Genomic DNA, 23,144 nt, shown 5'->3' on the forward strand with positions numbered 1-23,144 from the left:
AACTAATTATAAACCACAATTAAAATGAAAAAACTAAACCAACTACTTGCTCTTTTCCTGCTCCTTATTTCAATTCCATCCTTTTCACAAAGTTTGGTCTGGGAGCAGGATACCGGAGCAGCTATCCATGCAAGTCCGGAAATAGAGGATGAATACCTGTATGTAGGAAATGCTCAAGGAATTTTCTTCAAACTTGATCAAAATACCGGAGAAGTCATCTGGAAATATGACAGCAAAGCCCCCATCTTTTCGGATGCCGCAGTTTGGAATGATCTGGTGCTTTTTTCCAATGAAAAAGGAAATTTAATTGCCCTGAAAAAAGACTCTGGTAAGCTGGAATGGATAGCAAGTGGAAATCCTACTCAAGCCATTGACCTTTGGGATTATTACCGTGCCGGACCTGTGGCAGGAAAGGATAAAATTTACTGGGGAACAGAAGATGGAAATCTGGTAGCTCTTGAACCAAATACAGGTAAAGTCATATGGGATTTTCCTACCAATGGGGCAATTCATATGAGTCCGGTTTTGGTTGACAATAAGGCCTTGGTTGGGAATTTCAAAGGGAAGGTTTTTGCCATTGATGCCAATACTGGAAGTCAAATCTGGACTTACCAGGCTAAAGGTTCTGAATATTTTCCTGATGCTGAATTCCAGAAAACCCCAACTGTTGCCCAAGGAAAAGTCTATATTGGATCCCGTGATACCCGACTCTATGTATTGGATTTGGAAACAGGCAAGGAAATCTGGGATTTTACTGAAACCGGAGGAAGTTGGATCATTGCAAGTCCCTTGATTTTTCAAGATAAAGTGTTTTTTGGTAGCTCAGATACCTACAAATTTTATGCATTGGACAGAAATTCAGGAGAAGAGATTTGGAGCATCCGGACCTTCACCAGATCCTATGCCACCCCTATCCCCTACCAAAATACTGTTTTAATGGCAGGTTTTGACGGAAAAATCAGAGCTATTGAAGCTAAATCTGGGGAAATAATTTGGGAATATCAAACGGCTACCAGTAAATTCAATTTTGGAAATTTGTACAATCCTGAAGGAAAATTCAGAAATGATTTAACGATCAATTCAGCTGAAGAAGGTGAAGCCCTAATAAATTCTCTCGGGCCAATAATAAATACTCCGGCAATAAAAGATAATATACTTTTTTTCACAAGTTTGGATGGAAAAGTTTATGCTATAGGTTTAGAGGATGTCAATACATAACCATTAATCAATTGCTTTTAAAATCAAAGTGAGACCAAACATACTATGACCTACTGATACAAAAACCATTAATTAAAATGATCATCAACTCAATCTGAAATGATTGGATATATTTTATGTTAGCCTGGCGTAATTCCCATATGCATTTTAAAAGGTTAAACCAAAATCAAAAATACCCATATAAGAAGAATGATTGGGAGAAATATAATCAAATCCTTATTGATCTTTGCTGCGGTAAAAAGTCCGCATGCCAATAACAGTTCCTTTTCTTTCGGATCCAAATGATGAAAATCCAGGTTATTATCAATACGTTCTAAGGATATTTTCCCTTGCCTTAATACCCAATTCCCATTAAATATCCCCTTAAGGGAAAATTGAAATGGGCCTTCTTCCACAAGATTGATTTGTGCCAAATTCCTTAATGCATGAAAATGAATATACCCTATGGATTTGCCTTCCCTATAAACTCTGAAAGAGTTACCCATAAAATCTAAAGAGTGAAATTCATAGAGTTCTTTCCCGGAATAAAATGCCGAATTATTGAAAAAAGGTATTTTCAATGTTCCAAATATTCCTTGGGAATCCTGTACATAGGTAATTTCTGAAACCGGATTTTTCCTTTGTATTCTAATGCTTTTTTTATTTCTCATATTCAAATTTCCCTTTAGTCAAAACCTCCCATTCAGGTTCATTAGCCAATAATGAAAGCTGAAAGGAAGGTTGGATGGAACTGTCAAATTCTATTTGGTTTTCTCGAATGAAATGTTTCTCAATCTTCCCACATCTTTGATAACAAAACCATTAATATTCTTTCGGATATCTCTTGTGAAATAGATCTCCCCCAGCTTTTCAACTTTGAACCTATCCCCATCAATATGCTCCAAGGGAAGGTTTTCCAATCCCAAATAATACTTCATAGTCCTGGGCATTACCAATATGGGCACATCATTCTTCAAAGTGATTTGATAAACTGCATTCAGATCAGTACTGAAATAATTCCCTAAAAGCTCATCTTTGTCAGGAGCAGGAACAGGCAAAGTCCCGTCATCCTTCTTACCTGGAAAACTTTTTCCGCCTTGGTACCAGATCAATTCATTGACTTCTCCGTTGCTGCCGATCAAAAACTCAGTTTGTGCTTCAAATGCTTTCAGGTAAAACTTAGAGGGCGAAGACGCAAAAAGCTCAAATTCAGGTGCATCAGGAATTAATAGGAATAGTTTACCTTCTTTTTCCTTAAAAGTCAGCACCATTCCATCTTCCATTTTAAACTCCCCTTCAAACTTTCTCAATTGATTTACCGGGAGTTCTATATCTTCATTTTCTGCCAAAGACGCTTCAACAAAATACTCAGACAGCAAAGTTTCCGTCACCAATCTGGAAATTGTTGCGGTACTGATATTTTGATTATTGGCAGCCACTGCTACAAACATTTTATGTTCTGGATACCAGGTGAAATAAGCCGAAAATCCCATGGTTCCTCCGGAATGACTTACAAGTCGAATACCTTTATAGTCTACTAAATTTAAACCGTAAGTATATTTTAATTCAGTACCATCTACCAGTTTGGCCGTTGAAGATTCTAATCTTGGTCTGATTTCAGATGAAAATAGAGTCGGTTGGAAATAATGCCTTCCCCAAACCAACATATCCTCCAAGCTCATGAAGATATTGGTGCCACCTGCCACAGACTCAGATTCGGTAATCGTTCTTTCCAATCCATTATCAGTTTTTTTATACCCTACGGCCCTATTGGGAATGGTTTTTCCAGGTCTGGTATAAGCAAAGGAATTGCTCATTCCCAATGGAGCAAAAAGTTCATTTTCAACATAAGCGTCATAGGCTTGTCCACTTACATTTTCTATGATTTTGGCTAGCAATCCGTAGCCGGCATTAGAATACAAGTATTCATCTCCAGGATTGAAATTAAGAATTCTATAACTTTTTATCAGCTCGAATTCATCATCAGCAGTCCAAGGCTGTTCTAAGGATATCCCTGCGAAAAGGCGGACATTATCTGTTGAACCCAATCCACTGGTATGAAAAATCAAATGTTTCACCGTGATCTCTTTTCCATAATCCGGAAGGTCTGGAATATATTGATGAACAGGGGCATCAAGATCTATTTTACCTTCTTCTTCTAATTTAAGTATCGCAAAAGCAGTGATATGCTTTGAAACAGAAGCCAAATTAAAAGTGGTTTGATTGGAATTCGGCATTTGGTAATCCAGGTTCATCTGACCGTAAGCCTTTTGAAAAATCACATCATTCCCTTTAGTGACCCCGACAACAAAGCCCGGCTGGCCTTTCCCTGTTAATGTCATGGCAAGGGAATCCATTTTACTTTCAAGGTTTTGGGCAAAGACTTCGAAGGTCAGCAGAATTGAACCAATCACCATTAATAATTTCTTCATAATTGCTTTTTTTTATGTTTTACGAAAAGCAATTTTAAAGCTCAAAGTGATGATAAAAGTCCGACTTTACGAATCAGTACTTCTTTCAGGTATAAAAATCAAACAATAAAAAAAGCTGACACTATAGTTGCACCAGAAATCAGTTTCCCACCTTCGGACAAAATCAAGGTGCCTGTCAGCTGAATTCCGGCCAAAAAAAGAGAGCCTCCCTCCACTTTCCATTACTTCTTGCCTTCGTCTGCAAAGCTGAAGTAAGCATGATCTGTAAAGATGATATGGTCCAGCACAATGATGTCAAGGCACTTCCCGGCCTCAGAGAGTTTTTTGGTCAGTCTCCTGTCCTGCTCTGAGGGTTTCAAGTTTCCTGAGGGATGGTTGTGGACCAGGATCATCGAGCAGCTCTGATTTTCCAAAGCATGTTTAAAGATCACTTTGGGATCTGCAATGGTGCCGCTTGTTCCACCGGTGCTGATCTTTACTTTTCTTATGACCTGATTGCTTCTGTTAAGAAGGATGATATAGAAATGTTCCACCAGTTCATCCAAGAGGTCTGCTTTCATGATCTGATAGATATCCGAGGAGCAGCATATCTTTATCTTCCTTTGTTCGGGTTCCCTTATTCTTCTCCTACCTATTTCAAAAGCCAGTACCAATGCCGTTGCTTTGGCTTCACCAATACCTCCTACCTTCATCCAGTCATGCAGGGAGTATTTGGCCAAAGCTGCCAGACTGTAGTTTTCAGCCGCAAATATTGCCTTTGCTTGTTCTGAGGTAATCCCACCTATTGCAGCAATCAGGTGAAAATCGGAAAGGGCTGATCTTCCTTTGGTGTAAAGGATTTCAGTTTCTTCTCTGAGGATGTTTCTGGAAGTAGCTATGATATTGTTGCAGACTTTTCACTCCTTGCCCTAGAGCTTTTGTTTAGCCCCTCCCCCAGGAGTCTGCAAACCACTGAAAGCAAGGTGGAACGGAATAAATCCTGTTCGGTATACCTTTCCTATTTATGCCGTAGTCCCTTGAAAAATCTACACCATCACATCAGACACATGAGCAGAGACAGGCATAACTTGGAAGACATAAGTAAGAAAAATAACAAATTACTTTTTAACCTACTCTCCAGCTTTTAATTGTTCAGCTCCAATTTATTTTTTACAAAAGCTTTAAGTACGAAGCTTTGGTATTGAATGGCATCGCTTTATTCTTAAGTTTGGTCCTGGCCTTTGCCTGCTTACCATTTATTTCTAGCTACTTAGGATTTTCAAGCGTTCAGTTCCAAGAGACACTCATTCAATATGCTTGGTTAATCATATTGTTCTGGTTAGGGGTATCACTCCTATCTGGCTTTTTCCCGTCCCTTTACCTCGCCAAACTGAGGCCCCAGCTTATTTTAAAAAACTTTCGCTTTAGCCCAAGCGGGGGTTTTGTCAGGAAATACCTGGTAGGCTTTCAATTTTTCCTTTCCGGGGTTTTGATTTTCTGTTCTATCGCAGTTTATCAGCAATATCAACACATGACCAACTTGGATATGGGCTTTGATACTGATGACCTTTTGGCCATCAAAATGGAAGGTATCAAAAATGAAGAAGCCTTATATCATCAAGTGGCACAAATAGCAGGAGTAAAATCTATTACTACAAGCAGGTTTTTGCCGGGTATTGAAGGGGGGTGGACGCCATCTGTAGAATTCGAAAGGAATACCCCTTAGGATATTCGTTTTATGAATGTACAATTTGTAGGCCCTGAGTTTTTTAGCTTTTTGGGTGTAGAAATGATAGCAGGTAGGGAAATCCTAGACCAAGTAGCCGACCTTGGGGAATTCAGTCAGATGCGGGACCAATTCCCACAAATCGATGGTTTATCCGCAGTAGTAAATGAGTCTGCTTTGAAAGTCATGAATAAAAGCAAGGAGGAGGCCTTAGGTGCAGCTGTGAGGGTATTTACTGAAGAAAATGGTCAGCTATTCAGTAATTATAAAGGGAACATTGTAGGTGTAGTAAATGACTACCATACCAAAGACTTGAGGTATCCCATTGTCCCAACCGTATTTATACCGATCAACGATTTCAAGCCGGAATATCTTTTGGTCAGAAGTAAACAAATGGATTCCTCAGACTTAATTAACCAATTGGCTGATACCTGGAAGAGTGTAGAACCCATAAGACCTTTTGAATTCTCAGTTTTGAACGACCGCATACTTATGCAATATGAGGAACAGGAAAAAGCTTCATTTTTAATAGGGCTGTTTTCTTTGATTTCCATTGTAATATCAGGATTGGGGATTTACGGTTTGGCCTTATTTGTGGCAGATTCCAAAAGAAAAGAGGTTGGGATACGAAAAATTCTCGGTGCTGGAATCTTATCTGTTCAGAAAATGCTTTTAGGGGAATTTCTCCGTCCTGTTTTGTTGGGTGCAATCATTTCTCTGCCACTTGGATATTATTTGATGAATTATTGGCTAAAGCAATTTCCTGAAAAGTTAGAACCGGGGATAGGGATTTTCCTACTAACTATTCTTATTTCAAGTTTGCTTATGGCCTTGACTGTAAGCTGGCGACCTTTTCAGGCCTCTACAGTTAATCCTGTAGAAACTTTGGAAAGAGATTGATTTCGATAGTTAAATGTCGACTGATCCCAAAAATATAAACTCTAAGAACATCCATCACACCCACACCCCTTATTCTTTTTTTTAGCAAAAAATAAGTTATAAACAGTAAAGCCTAATACCAAAATAAACAAACCAAAAACCAATATCTCCTGCCACATGCTAAACTAGGGTCTGATAAGTGATCAATGCTGCCAAATATGCTACACCTGTCATTACCAAGGTTTGTAGGATTGGCCATTTCCAACTCTTTGTTTCTCTTTTTACTACCGCTAATGTACTCATACATTGCATGGCAAAAGCATAGAATATCATTAAAGAAAGCCCTGTAGCTAAATTATAAACTTTTTCTCCTGTATCCGGTCTTTTTTCCTGCGCAAGCTTTTCTCTTATGGTCAGTTCATTATCTACATCACCACCAATACTGTATATGGTAGCGATGGTTCCTACAAAAACTTCCCTTGCAGCAAAGGAGGTTATCAGGGCAATTCCTATTTTCCAGTCGTATCCCAAGGGACGGATAACAGGTTCAATGGCTTTGCCCATAATCCCCATATAGGATGCTTCTAATTTCTTGGAGGCAAAAAGTTCTTCAATTTCCGCTATTTCTTCAACAGATTGCGTATTGCTCAAAAGATTTTCTTCCTCTTCATATAAAGAATTCATTGTAGAAGGAGGTCCATAGCTGGCCAATACCCAAAGGATAATTGATATAGCAAGGATGACCTTTCCCGCTTCCAATACAAAAACCTTTGACTTACCATACATTGTCATCAGTACGGCTTTCCATCTTGGGAAGCGATAGACCGGCATTTCTGTAAGTAAATAGCTTTTCTGCTTTTGGGTAAAAACGAGATTAAGTAAAAATGCGCCAAGTAGAGTTGCCACAGTTCCCAAAAGATACATACCCAGTAAGGCCAAAGCCTGTGCATTGACTCCCAAAATCGTCTGTGAGGGAATAATCAATCCTATGATAATGATATAAATGGGTAATCGGGCAGAGCAGCTCATCCATGGAGCTACCAATATGGTAATCAACCTCTCCTTATTATTGCTGATTGTTCGAGTGGCCATTACTGCAGGTATAGCACATGCCATACCTGAAATTAGCGGAACCACACTTTTGCCGTGAAGTCCAAAGGGCCGCATAAACCTGTCCATCAAAAACACGACTCTGGATAAGTATCCGGTATCCTCCAGAAAAGCCAAAAAACCAAATAACATAGCAATTTGTGGTATAAAAATAACTATACCTCCGATACCTGGCACCAACCCTTCGGCTAAAAAGTCAGTAAATACGCCTTCAGGCAAAGTTTGTGTAATCCAAGCTGCTAGCCCGGCAAAACCTTCATCAATCCAATCCATGGGAACTTCTGCCCAAGCAAAAATAGCCTGAAAGATCAATAACATGATACCTAAAAATATGCCATATCCTAAAACCGGGTGCAGCACAACCTTATCCATTTGGTTACCAAAAGATCCTTTACCAGAATCCACTTTAGATACTGTTTTCTCCAAAATGGCCTTTATCTTTTTGTTTCTGATTGTTGCCTCTTCAAGCTTGGCTTTGTGGATGTCAAACCCAAATTCAAGCCTTCTATTCAAAAGCCAACTTCTGTCCTCCACATTCAGGGTATTGTCTTCCTCTGCAAAAACCAATAATTGAAAAGCTTTATATGGGGAAGTAACGTTAAAGTACTCCATAGTGGCTTTCAACAAACCTTCGGGGATAATATTTTCAACACTTATAAATGGGTCTACTTGGTTAAAAGTTCTTTGTATTAAAAGTGACTTCACCGCTTGAATGCCTTCTGACTTCCGGGCATCTGTCAAAATCAAAGGCACATTCAAAGCTTGGTACAACTCATGGGTTCTAAGTTTTACACCACTCTTTTCCGCCATGTCCTTCATGTTCAGCACCAAGGCTAGGGGAAGCCCTAAATCCATAACCTGCGTGGCCAATAACAAACCCCTTTCCAGATTGCAGGAATCCAAAATAACCAAAGCAGCATCCAATTTTCCATCACTTTCAGATAGAACCCTATAGGCAATCAATTCATCTTCTGATTTTGGATATAAGCTGTACGTTCCTGGAAGATCAATTAATTGCAATTCATTGGAAGAATCTCTCAGGTAGCCTACGGTTTTATCTACAGTCACCCCGGGATAGTTTCCAATTTTTTGGTTCAGGCCTGTTAGTTGGTTAAAAACACTGGACTTTCCGACATTTGGATTCCCTATTAAAGCAATAGTTTGGGTCTTTTTGATCACAGAGGATGACGCCATTGAAATTTAGGTTATTTATGACAAGATTAATATTGATTTCATTAGATGGCAGAATCCAAGGGTTCGGTAATGATCAGTTCAGCTTCACTGGGTCTCATACATACCATATTCCCATCTACTTCGAATGCTATGGCACCATGAAGTGGAGCTTTATGTCTGAGAATAATAGATTTCCCCACCATTATACCGATTTCTACCAGATTGATCTGTAAATCTGAATCTTCAAATCCCAAGATGTGATACTCTTTATCCTGCACTATGTCCGAAGCTTTGATTTTTAAATTCATGGGAATTGTTTAAATAGTCTATTCTGTAAAAATGATCATAACGGGTCAATTTTACAATTTATTAAGATTAATTTTAAATAGTAATTTAAATATTAATTCGTTTGAAAAGAAACTCAAACTCTTGAAAGATTATGAATGCAACCCAATTTTATTTTTTTTCAAAATTTTCAACCTTCATTTCATTATGACTAAACCTTAGATGCTCAATAAGGCTTAAAAATGTGACATTACAACTTTGAGCTAAATTCCATGTATAGATTGACTGAATAAATTCATTTATCCCCAATTGTTTTATCAATTTAAATATTTCCACGGCACCTTTGTTTGCCTCCAAATAATCCGCCCCATCAGCATAAATCAATGCTGGCTCTTGGTTGGCTTCACTGTTTTTGTCCTTGGCATACTTGTCGCTTTTTTTCTTGAGCATTATGTCTGTTGCATCCTTGCCGAGTTCTTTTTCAACAAAAGTCAAGGCCAATGCTTCGGGTAAGGCTACTCTTAACATATCTGCTCCCTGAACGTTGGCTACTGAAATGTGTGACTGTATCCATTGCTTGATGATTTGACTGGAAACAGTTTGGTAGATGTAGGCTCTTTCTTTCATAGCATCTGTTTTGGCGTACCAACCTTCTTTTTCTGAAATGGCTATGGCATTCGGGAAGCTATAAAAAGGCTTTTGATAGTACGGAATTTCGTAAATACGAATTTGTTGGGATGGAAATTCGCCAAAACTTTCACTTACAAACTGTATAGCCTTAGTTGCTGCTTCTTTATATAACTCAACATTAAAAAGGTGTTTGGGGTCGTGGTAGATTTCTAATGTTACGTCATTGGATACAAGTTCAGCTTTCCCGTATTCAGCCGAACCAAGATACCAATTGAAAGGTTGGGGTTTTAAAATTTCAAAAATTGAATAGGTTCGTCCTTTTTCGGAACAAGACTTTATAAAGTTTCCCGGAGCAATGACGGTTTGATTCTCTATTGTGGAAATTTCAATTTTTCCTTTTACCCAATCCGCATCAGGAGAAAAGGCATCTTGGCTCAAGGCTATTGAGTCATCAAGAGAAGCCATTCGGGAAGTCAATTTTGGTAACCCATAATCCGCACGCTTTCTGTTCTCATTTAATTCCCGATCGTAATCATACCCGATAGTAGGCAGAAAATCTTTGATACTTCCAAAAGAACCATTGAACATCAAATCGGGCTGCGGGTCTTCACCACCTTGTGTAAAGCCAATATATTGTTTCTGTGCTTGTATGGTTACATTAAGAACACTATCTGACTTGTTGGAAATGAGATAGGCAGAAATTTTTAAATCGGTATCTTGAAAAATTGGACTTAGTTCTTTTCCTGCAATACTTAGTTTTTGCACGTCTATAAAATCACTCCAATTTAAATATAAAGTGTCTGACGAATAGTTGTTGCTAAGCGTTATTTCTGCTATATAGACGGCTTTGCGTTCATCAGGATAAAAATCGAACTTTAAATCCAGCATTTTATATTTTGGATGCACATACGATTTCAAGTAGCTGTATTTTTTTTCATAGTCGGCTTGTTCGTGTTCTTCTGTTTCGCTTAACTCAAAATTCCCTTTACCATTTACTTCGTTGATGATATGAAGTTTTGTTGCCACAAATCCAATCAGTAAAAACGCCAAAGAAATTTTACCAGCCCACGATAATTGCTTATTAAAAATAGAAAATGAACTTAAACTGCTTTTACTTCCCCTTTGCCAAAACCATATGCCAGTAAGAATGAAGCAAGCACCCAATAAAGCCCACATCAAAAAGTACCATTTAGCTGCCATTGTCCAAATACCATAACCTGAAACTTCGGAGTAATCTTCGAGACCGGGTACTGCTGCAAAAGCATAAATGGTTTGCTCCGCAAGTCCAAGTTCAAAACTTAAAATGGTTATAAATAAAATACCAACAGAGATAATGTGAGTGGCAATTCTGTTTTTTGTCAATCCCGCAATAAAAAACACCAATGAAATCTGCAAGACATAAGTAAGCCAGCCCCAATTGTAACCGAGTATATCATAAGCATAAAGTTTTAAATCAATCAAGCTTGTACCGCCCGTGATAGTCTGAACAAATATTCCGGAACACATAAAAGTAAAAGCCAAAATGAATGCTACCACACTCATAGCAATGAACCTTGAAAGTGTAATCGTCCAAACGGGAACAGGCAAGGCATCAGCTATCTGCCAAAAATTAACAGTTCTATCTTTAAAAAATAGCTCCACTGACCAAACCATTAAAAGAATCATAATAAATATTCCGTAGGAAAGTCGAAACTGAGTCATTGTAAAAGTTAGTGGTTCGGTAGGACCTATGTAATAAGAGGCATTCCACAAAAGGTTTTGCAGAATATTCATCAGCACCACAATACCAAGAATAACTTTAAAGCCTGATGGTCGAACTACATTTTTAATTTCAAGGATGGAGAGCGAGAATAGTTTTTTGAAACATTCTTTTAAGCCAAATTCGAATGTTAGATTTTCTGATGTGATAACATTTGTCTTTTCTACCGAGTTGCCAATAGCATTTGCTACTTTATCACTTTTCCCCTTATTGTCAGTTTTCAAAAAACCTTTGAAACTAAATTTACGGTAGGCTGAAAAGATGAGGAGTACACTTAAACCCACCCAAAACAGTCGATTGTATAGCAAATAATTGGTGAATTTTAAGTAGCCGAAATTACGTTCTTCCACACTCAAAAAGTCAATGGCGTTATCTACTGCCACATAACCAAAAGGATCTGCAATCATCAAAAATGGAGTAGCTCCCGAACTTTCGGCTGTAGTTTGCATCAATAAAAAAGCAATAACCGTGATGATTACAGCCAAATACCCCGCAGCCATTTTTTTAAAGTACACCAAAGCGAAAAACACCAAAGAGGTTAACAACAATAAATTGGGAAGTAAAAGAAAAAAATAGCCGTGCATTAATTGTCCAAAAGGAGCATCACCAAATTGGTGTGAATCGCCAATACCTGAATAGGGAACGAGCAACATACCAATGATATAGCCTAAAGCTACAAATGAATTGATTGAAAATGCCGCAAAAAAACGACCCAAAAAAAACTTCTTCTCATCAATAGGATTGGTAAACAACCATTGTCCCGTTTTATGTTGAATTTCTTTAAAAAGTATAGGACCTGTAAGCACAGCGACAATGATGATAAGTAGAATGCCGCCGCCAGCAAGGTTCTTGTAAAACACAGCAGCAGCATTCATCAAAAGGTCTTCGTTTACATAATAATCAAAAGTGCCTTTGGTGTACCAAATCCCTTGAAATATCAGAAGCCCATAGAGCAGAAAAATAGACCAATGGCTGAATCTATTTTTGATTTCGTGTTTTAAAATGCTCGCAGTCATACCAATTCAGCTTTTTTTTGGTCAAACAATAAATTAAAATAGGCATCTTCTAATGTTGGTGCTTTACCTGAAAACTCCCCACTTGGAAAATCATCAGCCACCACCGTAATCATCATTCTGCCCATATAGAAGCGTTGGGAAATGACCTTGTATTTTTCTTCATATTCGGGTAATTCAGACTTTTCAATAGGCAATTCAAATACCTTCCCCTGCAAGGCTTCTTCAATTTCATCAGGTTTGCCTTTCATCAGTACTTTACCATTGCCAATAATTGCCATATCATTGCAAAGTGTACTTACATCTTCTACTATGTGTGTGGAAAGGATTACCACTGTATTTTCACCAATTTCCGAAAGTAGGTTGTAAAAACGGTTGCGTTCCATTGGGTCAAGCCCTGCTGTGGGTTCGTCAACGATTATCAATTGCGGATTGCCCATCAATGCCTGTGCAATCCCAAAGCGTTGTTTCATACCACCTGAGTAGCCGTCAAGATGTTTTTTGCGGACATCATAAAGATTTACTCTGTTCAGTAATTCTGAAACGATTTCTTTTCGTTCGTTTTTGTTCACTATGCCCTTCATATCGGCAATATGAAGAAGCAATTCTTCGGCTGATACATTAGGATAAACCCCAAATTCTTGTGGAAGATAGCCTAAAACCTTACGCAGTTCTTCGGGCTGCTTCAATACATCAATACCATTGAAAGTAATGCTGCCACTATCCCCATCTTGTAGCGTGGCAATGGTTCGCATCAATGTTGATTTGCCCGCGCCATTTTGCCCCAGCAAGCCAAACATTCCTTTGCCAATGGATAAGGAAACATCTTGCAGGGCTTTGACACCGTTGGCGTAGGTTTTAGAAAGGTTTTTTATTTCCAAATTCATAATATTCAAATTAAAGTAGTTTGCTTTCTTAAAAACATTTCTTTCAGGATGCTGAAATTTCTGACGATTAAAAACAACACTAGTAATAATAGCACACTATCAAAAATGAGATAGAAAGTATTTTTCGAAAAGAAAATATGAGTGTTCAGCAGGCAAAGCACAAGCGGCACCAACATTACACTACCTAATAAATAGGTTCGTTTGAAAACAAGTAGTACGCCACAAAGCAATTGAAAGAAACCCACAAAATAGAGATAGCCCGCCTTTTGCAACAAATCATAAAACTCAAAAAACAAAGGGTCACAATCAGCTGCATTGGCTCTGAATACACTTGGGTCATAAGCAAGAAAAAGTTTCTCAACCCCTACCCAAATGAATAGCAGCGCCAATAAAAAGCGGATTATGTAAACAGCTACTCTCATACCTTAGACTTTTCATTTTGACCATTAAATTTCCAACCGCTTGCGTTTTGCTGGGTATTCCAAAGCTTAGCATAATATCCCCTTTGATTCAAAAGCTCTTCGTGTGTTCCTCTTTCTGCTATTTTCCCCTCTTTAAGGGCTAAAATCTGATCAGCCTCTTGTATGGTGGCAAGTTTGTGTGCAATTACCACCACTGTTTTTGTTTTGATAAGTTCTTGGATTGCCCTTTGGATATAGATTTCATTTTCGGGATCCAAGCTTGCCGTAGCTTCATCCAATAAAACAATGGGAGCATCTTTTAACATGGCACGTGCTATTGATATGCGTTGCTTTTGACCTCCTGAAAGTTTACTTCCGGATTCTCCTACTTTGGTATGCCATCCTTCCGGAAGTTTGGATATAAATTCCATGCATTGAGCCTTATTTAATACCTTCTCTACCTCTTTATCTGTTGCATTAGGTTTACCTACTTTCACGTTATTATAAATACTGTCATCAAAAAGATAGACATCTTGAAAAACCTCAGAGAATAGTTGATAGAAATGATCCATGGAAATAGACCTGATATCTATCCCTCCAATAGTAATCTGCCCTTTATCAACATCCCAAAATCGAGCTAATAAGCTGCAAATGGTTGTTTTTCCTGATCCTGAAGCTCCGACAAGTGCTGTCATGGTATTTTGGGAAGCTGTAAAGCTGATATCATTAAGTACAGATCTTTCATCGTATCCAAAATGGACATTCTTAAATTCAATTGGGAAGGATGTTGGTAAAGGTTTCGATTCGTCATTTTGTATCGGGCTTTCCAATAATTCACGAATCCTGCTCAAGCTCACGTTCATGTAGCGTAAAATCACATACTCTACTGTTAATACCTTTAAGGGTTGATATAGTGCATAGCCCAGAATTAAGAATGCTATCCAAACTTGAAGATCTAAAGATCCCCCTTGGAAATAATATAAACCTAGAGCAATACTGAGTAAAAAGAATATTTCAAAAACAACACTAGCGGTTAGGACAATCGGACCGGGAATAGCTTCGACTTTGATGCTCTGTTTTTTCAATTCCAACAAAGCTTGATCAAGACTTTTAAACCTGGCACCCGTTTGACCAAAAGCCTTGAGATGTCGAATTCCTTGAACATACTCCAAAAAACTACTGCCTGTTTTATTTCTGGCTTTGACATGCTTTTGTCCAAACTTGTTGACTAAATAATTTGAAATCCATATAAGTGGATAAACAAGAGGAATAGCCACGATCAGACAAATTGCCAAACGCCAATCAAACCAAAAAAGAAAAATGGATAATGTAAATGTGCCAAATATGGCTGAAGCTATATTTGGTATGGCATGCGCAAATATGTTTTCAAAGTTAGAGACATCTTGCAAGACCACGGAAGCAATATCTCCGGGATCTCTCTTCTTGAAATAGCCCATCGACATTCGCTGAAGATGATTTCCTATTTTTAACCTTAACCAATTGGAAAGTTCAAAGGAAAACTCGTTTGATTTCACCATTGACTTTGATGCAAAGTAAAACTGCACCAGTAGCATAACTGTCATCATGGCTACGACAGACCAAATAACTTGGTAATTGGGGAATTCCTTAAAAAGCTCCCAAATTATCACCATCACTATACCTAAAGGTGCCGAAACAAATACACCATGTATCATTTCCCAGATCAGAACACGTATGAACTCTGCTTTTTTCTCTTTAATTACAAACCAGATATTATTGATCATGATATTCTAATTTTTCGATATTGTAAATTCCTTTGCTCTTTGATGGGCACTCCACATCTTTTGGTAAAGACCATTGCTGATTAACAAATCCTCATGCTTCCCTTGTCCTTCAAGTTTGCCTTCATCAAAGACTAAAATTTGATCAGAATCTGTAATGGTACTTAGCCTGTGAGCGATGATGATGACAGTTTTATCGTGAATCAGCGCACTAAAAGCTTCTTGAATTTTAGCTTCATTTTCCGGGTCAGCAAAGGCGGTAGCTTCATCCAAAATTAAAATGGGCGCATCTTTCAAAATTGCTCTCGCAAGTTGAATTCTTTGTTGTTCCCCTCCACTAAGATGGATACCGCTTTCTCCAAATCGTGTATCATAACCATCAGGAAGCTCCTGAATTTTATCATGTATTTGAGCAGCTATTGCTGCCTCGATCATCTGTTTTTCTGATTTATCCATGCCCATCATAATATTCTCCCTGATGGAAGCCTGAAAAATAAAAGAGTCCTGGAAAACAAAAGACACAGTTTTCATCAGCTCCTCTAATGGAATGTCTTTAATGTCAATACCCCCTATAAAAATCTTCCCTTCTTGTATGTCCCAAAACCGGGCAATCAATTGAGCTACCGTACTTTTACCTGCACCGGACGGCCCCACAAGAGCTGTTAAACTTTTTGCTGGAAGGCAGAAATTAATATCTTCTAATGCTTTTATGGTATTGCCATAGGAAAAGTGGACATGTTGAAATCTAATATCATATGATTTAGGACTAAATGATATTTTACTTTCTTCCTGTTCCCCACTATTAAGGATTTCATCAATCTTTTTTACCCCTTGGTTAATTACAGTCAATTGACTCCCCATATTAGCCAAAGCAAAAACAGGTTTAAGATACCCTATTCCCAAAATCAGAAAAAGCAGTAGAGTCGCTAGGCCAATTCCATTATTCATGTACAGCCAAATACCTAGTACAAGTACCGGTAATAAAGCATTGCTCATAAAACTCATAAAAATGGCGAACGGAGGGCTTGTTTTTCGAGTCCATTCCTTGACAAATCCATCGAACTCCTTTACTGTCTTTCCATACTTTTCAAACTCATCGGCATTTTGACCGAATATTTTCATCACAGGCATGGCACGAACGTATTCAACAATCCCACTGTTCATGTTTTCCAATGATTGATGAAAGTGTCCCATCAATTCCTTGTTCTTTTTACTGTTAAAAATTATAGGCATCCAAATCATCAAAACCAATAATGGGATGAAGCTGATGATGGCAAGCCTCCAATCCTGAGTAAAAAGGAAAATTATGGTCGCAATCGGAACCACAAGACCTTTGACAAAATCCGGGATTTGATGGGCAATAAAATTTTCTATCCGTTCTACATCATCTGATAAGACTTTTTTTAGCCCCCCTGAGGTGCGGTCATTTAGAAATCCCATAGGAAGCTTACCCAGCTTGTGGGCAATCGATTTTCTTAATTGATACAATATATCAAATGCAGCCACATGAGAAGCCATACCTGATGCATACAATATGGCATAACTTAAGGTCACGGCAATTCCGGCATACCATAAGTAATTAATTACAAGAGACCTATCTATTTGATCCGAGGTAAGCTCTTCAAGTATGAAAAATACCAAGATATAAGGTATCAATAGCAACAAAGCATGTACGATGGCCAAAGCACAGGACAGCAAAAGCAATCCTTTTTTAGTACCGGCTATTTCCAACAATCTGAGTATTCCTGATTTTCTGGATTCATCCATTATCTTCTTGATTAAAAATTTCTGTTAACCAATCCTTTGCATCTTTTTCTTTCAAGAAAGCTTTTGACGGGAATCCAAATGCTTTTTGAAGATCTGCTTTTGACATAGAGTTGAAAAAAGGCTCAGGCACCACCATAGCTATACCTTTTACCCATTTTAATCTAACCCTATTTTTTTGTAGCCACGCTTTACCCGCTTTTGCTGATTCTGATGAATGTTTAAAACTATCTGCATCTCTTACAGAAAGAATCAGAAACGGAGTTTCTTTATCTAACCAAGATTCCCACTCCTCAAGTGATTTAGCGTATTCTTGGAAGCTTACTTCACCTTCGCTTTTTTGGTAAACCAAAGGAAATTCTGAACTATCACTAATTATCGGCATAAGTAAAAAATTTAGAATTTTACACTCAGAGTAGAACCAAAAGTCCTTGGCGCACCCAACAGGTAGTTTTCGAAACCGAGAAATGAATAACCAAACTGAATGTATTCTGTGTTAGCAATATTCCTTATCCAAAAGTCCAGATTGAAGCGATTATAACTTAATCCTGTCCTTGCATTAAAAAGTGAATATGCCTCTTGCAGAGAATTGTTTTCAAAGTCAAAATATTGTTTTCCAAGGGCGCGCCATTCCCCTCTAACAAAAGCATTAATATTGTTTGAAAGTTTGAAATCATACTGAACTATCCCCATGGAGGTATATTGTGGCTGAAAGGGCTGGAAATTGCCCTCAAAATTCAAGCCCTCTGCAACAGGTAAGTCTTTGAATACAGCATGGGTATAGCCAAGGTTATAATCAAGACGAAGGTTTTTTACTGGCAAATAGGAAACTTCCATTTCAAATCCGCTTGCATCCAAGAGGCCTGTGTTCAGGATGGCTGTTTGAAATCCGCCTCCCTGGCTTGGGAGTACTGTGGTCAACTGTTTGTCACGCCAGTTGATCAAAAATACATTTGCATTGACAATTAGCCGATTTTGAAGAGAGATAGATTTTAATCCCAACTCATAATTATTGGAAAATTCAGGGTCATAGACCCGAAATTGCGGATCTGGGTTATAAACATTCATTCCTCCAGCCCGGAACCCTTGAGCAAAAATGGCATAAAAATTCAGCCTTTCATTCATTTGATGCTGTACGGTAAACTTTGGTGTTACAGCATTAAAATTTGCACTTATAGTGGCTTCGGGCTGCATGTTGATCGGTGGATTGGGCGGAAGCTCGAAATCAAAACTTGTGGTTGCTTCTCTAGATTCATAGTCGTAACGGATACCTCCTGTAATTCTCCATTTGGGGTTAATTGACCACTCTACTTCCCCAAACCCTGCCAAACCATAGTTTTTTTCTTCGGCAAAATTTATAAACCTACTCCCCGGGATAGGGTCTTCCTCTGATTGGGGTGGTGGAACGTCTTGCCCATAAACGGTTACAATTCCCTCATCCTTTTTTTGGAAAAAGCCATTCAAACCGCCAATCCATTTTACTTTGGAAGAAGATGGATGTGATGAGAACCTAAATTCCTGCATGGCTACCTGATTTGTGAATTTATCCCTAGGCATTTCAAAACTTAAAAAATCCAATGGAGAAAAATCTCCTTCCCATCTGGTGCCTTTTAATCTTTGTGTTCCTACAGAAATGGAGGAAATGGACGTGAATTCCACCTTATTGCCAAGTCGGCTTAATTGAAGTGTGTTTCTATTGATCGTTCTTTTATAAGCTTGTTCTTCATTGAGATTAATGGTATAGCCATTTTCTCTCAATTGCTCAATAGAAGTGTGGTAAGGATAAATGCCATCATGGTCATCTACATTATAGTTGAAGGAAAATACAGCTTTCCATTTGTCATCAATGTTCCATTGCAGAGAGGCATTGCCTGCATATCTTTCAAATCCATCATAGATTCTTCCATCATAGGCATTGGTAAAAAAGCCATTTCTTTTTTCAAACATGCCTGATGTCTTGAGGTATAGCTTATCTTTTAATAAAGGTGTATTTATGGCAATGCCGTGCCTTTGGTGTCCGAAATTCCCAAACCCTGTGAAAACTTCCCCACTGAAAGTATTCGTCGGCTGCTTAGTGATAATATTAATTACACCTCCGAGGGCATTTCTTCCATACAATGTACCCTGAGGGCCTCGGAGTACTTCGACACGTTCTACATTGATTAATTGTTGGTTAAGAAAATTACCATCAAGTTGTACTACTCCATCAACATATATTCCCACCGCTGGCTCACCACCATAAGCATTGAACCCTCTAATGGATGGGATAATTGAATTTGGTGCACCAGCATCAACTAAGTTAAGGTTAGGTGCTAATGCCGGCAAATCTGCCAAAATCCTCAGCTCACCTCTTTCAATTTCTTTACTATTGATTACCGTCACAGGAGCAGGAATATTTTGTAGTAGATCATCCCGTTTTTGGGCAGAAACTGTCACTGCTTGAAGCTCCTCTTCTCTAAAATTCAGGGTAATGGTCACTTGGCCATTGACCAAATCAATTTTATTGACTGTTACAGATTCGTACCCTAGTGCGTTGAATGTCAAAAAGTCTTCAATCTCAGGCAAGGAGATTTGATAACTTCCATGCATATCTGAGATTGAACTCATACCGCTGTTTTTCCATTTGAGGGAAGCAAATGGTATGCTCTCGCCTGAATCATTTTGAATTTTCCCCTGTATTTGGGTAAGGGTCTGTGCGTAATTATAAGCCGGAAGGGCTATTAGCAAGGAGACAATGAGTAGGTATTCTTGAACTTTCATAAAAGATTGTGTGTGATTTGTTTAGAATCAATCTAAATTAATTAACTTGAGGCAAAGTTAGGTTGCAGTTAAAAAATCAGCCTACGCCAAAAGGAAAAGAACATACGCAGTACGGAATAAATGAAGACCAGATTACACAGCTCAGATTTGCAGGAACTCTTGGTAGAGAGTGTTTATCCTGCCAATTTCATAGCCGACAATTCGGGAATTGAGGAGCGTAAATATCAGACTGAAACAATCTTTGGGACTGGATGCTATCGAGAGCTGTTTTTTGAAGGTGTTCATATTGGTTTTGGTGACATTGCATTGAACAAACCAACACGGTTATTTGTAGAAAGTGATATGGAAACCGTTGAAATGCACTTCACACTTTGCGGAGATTCCTTCACAAAAAACAATGATACCGGAACTTCATTTGAGTTTGGTTGCAATCAGCACAACGTCTTCTATATTAACGGTTTTAAAGGGATTAGTGAATGGAGCAGCCACAGTAAAATGCAGGTTTTTGAAGTAAATTTAATGCCTTCCTTTTTTGAGAAGTATTTACCCCACAATACCAAGGCCTTTGAAGATTTTAGACGTCAGCTATACGAAAGCAGACAGTCAATCCTTTGTAAACATAATTTACAGATTACTCCTCAAATGCTTTTCATTATCAAAGAGATATTGGAATCCCAACGCCATGATGCTTTTAAAAGAATGTTTGTTGAAGCAAAGGTAATTGAGCTATTGATGTTACAACTAGAGCAAATTTCAGAACACCATTGTGATACTTTTTGCTCTTTAAAAAAGGCTGACATTGAAAAAATGTATAAAGCTAAGGAAGTCATTTTAAATAACCTATCCACTCCTTGCTCTTTAATCAACATTGCTCAACAAGTCGGCACGAATGAATTTACCTTAAAAAAAGGGTTTAAAGAAGTATTCGGCACCACCGTATTTGGTTTTTGGAATGATGTAAAGATGCAAGAGGCAAAACGCCTTTTATTAGATCACTCCATGAGTGTTTCCGAAGTATCAGAACAAATTGGTTATAAGAACCCTCAACATTTTAGCACAGCTTTTAAAAAGTATTTTGGGACAAGTCCAAGTCAACTTAAGACTTATTAATAACCTTCTAAAACTGCTTCAAAAAGGTCAATTTTCCGATCAGTTCTTGCTGCCTGAATCTGCTTTCCAACAAAGCCGGCTCAGCTACATTGCTGTTGAATACTACAAACAGATAAGATAAAGGACGGTACTCCCAGGAAAACCGTACGTTCCAGATATCTCGGGATGCAGCAGAGTTCCATTGGTAATTGGTAATCAACTGAAGTCTAGGATTTAAGCCAAGCCTAAGTGTGGAAATCCATAAATGGGCGTCCAAATCCCTGCTTTCCTTTCCCAAACCTCTTATCCAGTTCAGCGTGTAGGCCGATATCAACTCCACATGTGGAATCGGAGACACACGAACATCAGCATAAATTTGGTTTAATAAGCCATCATAATATCCTCCGGTTTCATACCGCATTTGGCCTGCTATTTTCCTGCTGAAATCAGTGGTAAAACCTACATCGTAGCGCATAAATTCGTAATATCCCGGGGCGATGGCCACACCCAAAGGACTGAAGGTATTGTCCAAAAACTGCCATTCAGGTTTCAGTCTGAACTCGATGTCCCCGCCTTTGTCAAACTCAAAATCAATGGGAGCAAAGTTAATAAAAGCCTGCTGGAATTGCCCGTCAGAGGCCCGCCAAAATATATCGGCTCCGAAGTCAGGACCATACTGCCTGATATAGGAAGGCAGCCAACTAGGTCTCAGATCCAGATCAAACGCAGGGCTGACCAATACATAATCATTAAAGGCCAAAAAGCCTGAACGTGGATTGTATTCGGGGGAAACATATTGGGTTATCAATCCAAGATAACCCCAGTTTTTTTCCTGTGATATCCAGGTATGGGCAGCCAGGCCATTGCCCGAAAAACTATCGAAAGAACTGCTGACCATCCCTTCTATATTGATCGTTTGGGTAGGCCTCAGAAAAGCATTGGCCGTAGCGGTGGTATTGCCTCTTCTTTTAAGGGACGTTACCCCATTGTCCAAGGGGGCATCCTCCCGATGGGTGACCATCAGCCCTACCCTATTCTGATCCGAAAAGTTTCTAACGTAACGACCGACCAGAAAATGGCTGCCCGGGTTGGTTCCGGATTCCCGCTGCCTCATAGCCAATATCCCAAAAGTATTTTTAGTAGTTTGGGAAGTCAGTCTGAGTCCACCATCCAAGGGAAGAGGCATGCCTTCATCATCCAATCCGATCCTTCGACTGAAAAAGGGCTGGATAAAGGAAGATATGGATGTCTTGAAAATATTGGCATTTTCAAGAAAAAACTGTCTCCGCTCAGGGAAAAGCACAGAGAAGCGTGTAAGGTTCTGCACCTGCTGATCCACGTCAGCTTGGGCAAAATCAGTATTGAAAGTAGCATCCAATACGGTATTGGGATTAATGGCCCATTTGACTTCGCCCCCGGCTTTAAGGCCTTGTTGCGCTGTTTCTTCATTCCCCTGTTCGGTTCTGCCCCTATTGCCCAGAAGGTAAGGATTCACCTGAAGGTTGGCCGAAGGAGGAGGAAGCTCCAGATCCGTCAGCCTGGCCGCATAAGCCATCCTAAAATGGGAGAAAGCACGGGGATAGGCAGGAAAAGTGACGGTCTCGTTTTTCCTTCTGATTCTTCGGGTAAAGGAAACCAAAAGTTCTGTGGTGCCTTCACGGTAACGCAGGGTTTTCCATGGAATGGCCATTTCAGCCACCCAGGCCGTATCTGAGATCTGTGTTTTCACATACCATAAGCCATCCCAGTCACTGTTGGCATCCCATTCGGAACCATCTATGACTTGAAGCTCCCGTTGCGAACCATAAGGGGTCACTTCGAAACCAACCGAATTCTGTCCATCCAGAAAAGCATCAATGGCCACCCCAAAACGGTCGTTTTGAAAAGAACTAAAATCTCTCCGCATGTTCAATACCCTGATATTGGATTTTTTACTGAGATCATCCCTGCAAATGGCCCCGATGTAAAGGTATTTTTCATCATACAGCATCCTGATTTCGGTCTCTTCGGTGGCGGGCTCTCCCTGAAAAGGATCTCTTTGGGTGAAATTGGAAAAAGGGACGGCCTGTTGCCAAACGGCTTCATCAAGAATCCCGTCCAAAACAACCGGAGCACCAATTTTTGTAGCATGGACAATTTCTCTTGCCTCGGGAGGAGGAAAAGCGGACTGTCCAAAAAGTGCAGATGGAATCAGCGCTAAAAAAGACAGGTAAATCAATAATTGCCAAAAAAACCTCATATCCTATCCTTTTACTGAACTAATCTTAAAAGAATAAAACCAATCTACCTGTATCATACTC

At 39.0% G+C, this 23,144-nt stretch carries 18 protein-coding genes; 4 read left to right on the forward strand and 14 right to left on the reverse strand.

Translation table 11 applies throughout. From position 1 onward, the window contains the following. Window positions 1-24 precede the first annotated feature (24 nt). On the forward strand, window positions 25-1,218 hold the full coding sequence (locus EGN73_RS17260; protein WP_219292733.1) for an outer membrane protein assembly factor BamB family protein: 1,194 nt from the start codon (window positions 25-27) through the stop codon (window positions 1,216-1,218). Between the two features lie 155 nt (window positions 1,219-1,373). On the opposite strand, the gene EGN73_RS17265 is transcribed toward EGN73_RS17260, so the two are convergent. The 3 genes from EGN73_RS17265 to EGN73_RS17275 all read right to left on the reverse strand — a co-directional run bounded on the left by EGN73_RS17265 (window position 1,374) and on the right by EGN73_RS17275 (window position 4,510). Next, window positions 1,374-1,868: a hypothetical protein gene (locus tag EGN73_RS17265; protein ID WP_219292735.1), complete on the reverse strand. Its 495-nt coding sequence runs from the start codon at window positions 1,866-1,868 to the stop codon at window positions 1,374-1,376. A gap of 90 nt (window positions 1,869-1,958) precedes the next feature. Next, complete coding sequence (locus EGN73_RS17270; RefSeq protein WP_219292737.1) at window positions 1,959-3,629, reverse strand: serine hydrolase; 1,671 nt, start codon at window positions 3,627-3,629, stop codon at window positions 1,959-1,961. Between the two features lie 221 nt (window positions 3,630-3,850). After that, entirely contained in the window at window positions 3,851-4,510 is a 660-nt protein-coding gene (locus tag EGN73_RS17275; RefSeq protein ID WP_219292833.1) for a JAB domain-containing protein, read from the reverse strand. A 629-nt stretch (window positions 4,511-5,139) separates the two neighbouring features. Here EGN73_RS17275 and EGN73_RS17280 point away from each other — a divergent pair. After that, window positions 5,140-5,334: a hypothetical protein gene (locus EGN73_RS17280; protein WP_219292739.1), complete on the forward strand. Its 195-nt coding sequence runs from the start codon at window positions 5,140-5,142 to the stop codon at window positions 5,332-5,334. 12 nt (window positions 5,335-5,346) lie between these two features. Continuing rightward, complete coding sequence (locus tag EGN73_RS17285) at window positions 5,347-6,234, forward strand: FtsX-like permease family protein (RefSeq protein WP_219292741.1); 888 nt, start codon at window positions 5,347-5,349, stop codon at window positions 6,232-6,234. Between the two features lie 41 nt (window positions 6,235-6,275). On the opposite strand, the gene EGN73_RS22845 is transcribed toward EGN73_RS17285, so the two are convergent. From EGN73_RS22845 to EGN73_RS17335, 10 genes are all read right to left on the reverse strand, one after another. After that, window positions 6,276-6,392 carry a FeoB-associated Cys-rich membrane protein gene (locus EGN73_RS22845; RefSeq protein ID WP_219292743.1) on the reverse strand — a complete coding sequence of 39 codons (117 nt, stop codon included), beginning with the start codon at window positions 6,390-6,392 and terminating at the stop codon, window positions 6,276-6,278. Between the two features lies 1 nt (window position 6,393). Then, window positions 6,394-8,517: a ferrous iron transport protein B gene (gene feoB / locus EGN73_RS17295; protein ID WP_219292745.1), complete on the reverse strand. Its 2,124-nt coding sequence runs from the start codon at window positions 8,515-8,517 to the stop codon at window positions 6,394-6,396. Window positions 8,518-8,558: 41 nt separating this feature from the next. Further along, complete coding sequence (locus EGN73_RS17300) at window positions 8,559-8,804, reverse strand: FeoA family protein (RefSeq protein ID WP_219292747.1); 246 nt, start codon at window positions 8,802-8,804, stop codon at window positions 8,559-8,561. Window positions 8,805-8,952: 148 nt separating this feature from the next. Next, on the reverse strand, window positions 8,953-12,186 hold the full coding sequence (locus EGN73_RS17305; RefSeq protein ID WP_219292749.1) for an ABC transporter permease: 3,234 nt from the start codon (window positions 12,184-12,186) through the stop codon (window positions 8,953-8,955). Beyond that, on the reverse strand, window positions 12,183-13,070 hold the full coding sequence (locus EGN73_RS17310) for an ABC transporter ATP-binding protein (RefSeq protein WP_219292751.1): 888 nt from the start codon (window positions 13,068-13,070) through the stop codon (window positions 12,183-12,185). Before EGN73_RS17310 ends, EGN73_RS17305 begins: the two co-directional genes overlap by 4 nt. 5 nt (window positions 13,071-13,075) lie before the next feature. Further along, window positions 13,076-13,492 (reverse strand): hypothetical protein, encoded by a 417-nt coding sequence (locus tag EGN73_RS17315; protein WP_219292753.1) that lies wholly within the window; start codon window positions 13,490-13,492, stop codon window positions 13,076-13,078. Then, window positions 13,489-15,234, reverse strand: coding sequence for an ABC transporter ATP-binding protein (locus EGN73_RS17320; RefSeq protein WP_219292755.1), 1,746 nt, complete (start codon window positions 15,232-15,234; stop codon window positions 13,489-13,491). Before EGN73_RS17320 ends, EGN73_RS17315 begins: the two co-directional genes overlap by 4 nt. Before the next feature lie 6 nt (window positions 15,235-15,240). Next, complete coding sequence (locus EGN73_RS17325; RefSeq protein WP_219292757.1) at window positions 15,241-16,998, reverse strand: ABC transporter ATP-binding protein; 1,758 nt, start codon at window positions 16,996-16,998, stop codon at window positions 15,241-15,243. Beyond that, window positions 16,991-17,380, reverse strand: a complete 390-nt coding sequence (locus EGN73_RS17330) for a hypothetical protein (protein WP_219292759.1) — start codon at window positions 17,378-17,380, stop codon at window positions 16,991-16,993. The genes EGN73_RS17325 and EGN73_RS17330 overlap by 8 nt, the downstream gene beginning before the upstream one ends. 11 nt (window positions 17,381-17,391) lie before the next feature. Beyond that, window positions 17,392-19,755, reverse strand: a complete 2,364-nt coding sequence (locus EGN73_RS17335) for a TonB-dependent receptor (protein WP_219292761.1) — start codon at window positions 19,753-19,755, stop codon at window positions 17,392-17,394. Window positions 19,756-19,875: 120 nt separating this feature from the next. Between EGN73_RS17335 and EGN73_RS17340 the strand changes: the two genes are divergently transcribed. Further along, the gene (locus EGN73_RS17340; protein WP_219292763.1) at window positions 19,876-20,865 is read left to right on the forward strand and encodes a helix-turn-helix transcriptional regulator; all 990 of its coding nucleotides are present in this window, start codon (window positions 19,876-19,878) and stop codon (window positions 20,863-20,865) included. A gap of 7 nt (window positions 20,866-20,872) precedes the next feature. Here the strand turns inward: EGN73_RS17340 and EGN73_RS17345 are convergent, their stop codons facing one another. After that, window positions 20,873-23,083: a carbohydrate binding family 9 domain-containing protein gene (locus tag EGN73_RS17345; RefSeq protein ID WP_219292765.1), complete on the reverse strand. Its 2,211-nt coding sequence runs from the start codon at window positions 23,081-23,083 to the stop codon at window positions 20,873-20,875. Window positions 23,084-23,144 lie beyond the last annotated feature (61 nt).

It is taken from the genome of Arthrospiribacter ruber (assembly GCF_019343195.1).
In the GTDB taxonomy this organism is placed as follows: Bacteria; Bacteroidota; Bacteroidia; order Cytophagales; family Cyclobacteriaceae; genus Arthrospiribacter; species Arthrospiribacter ruber.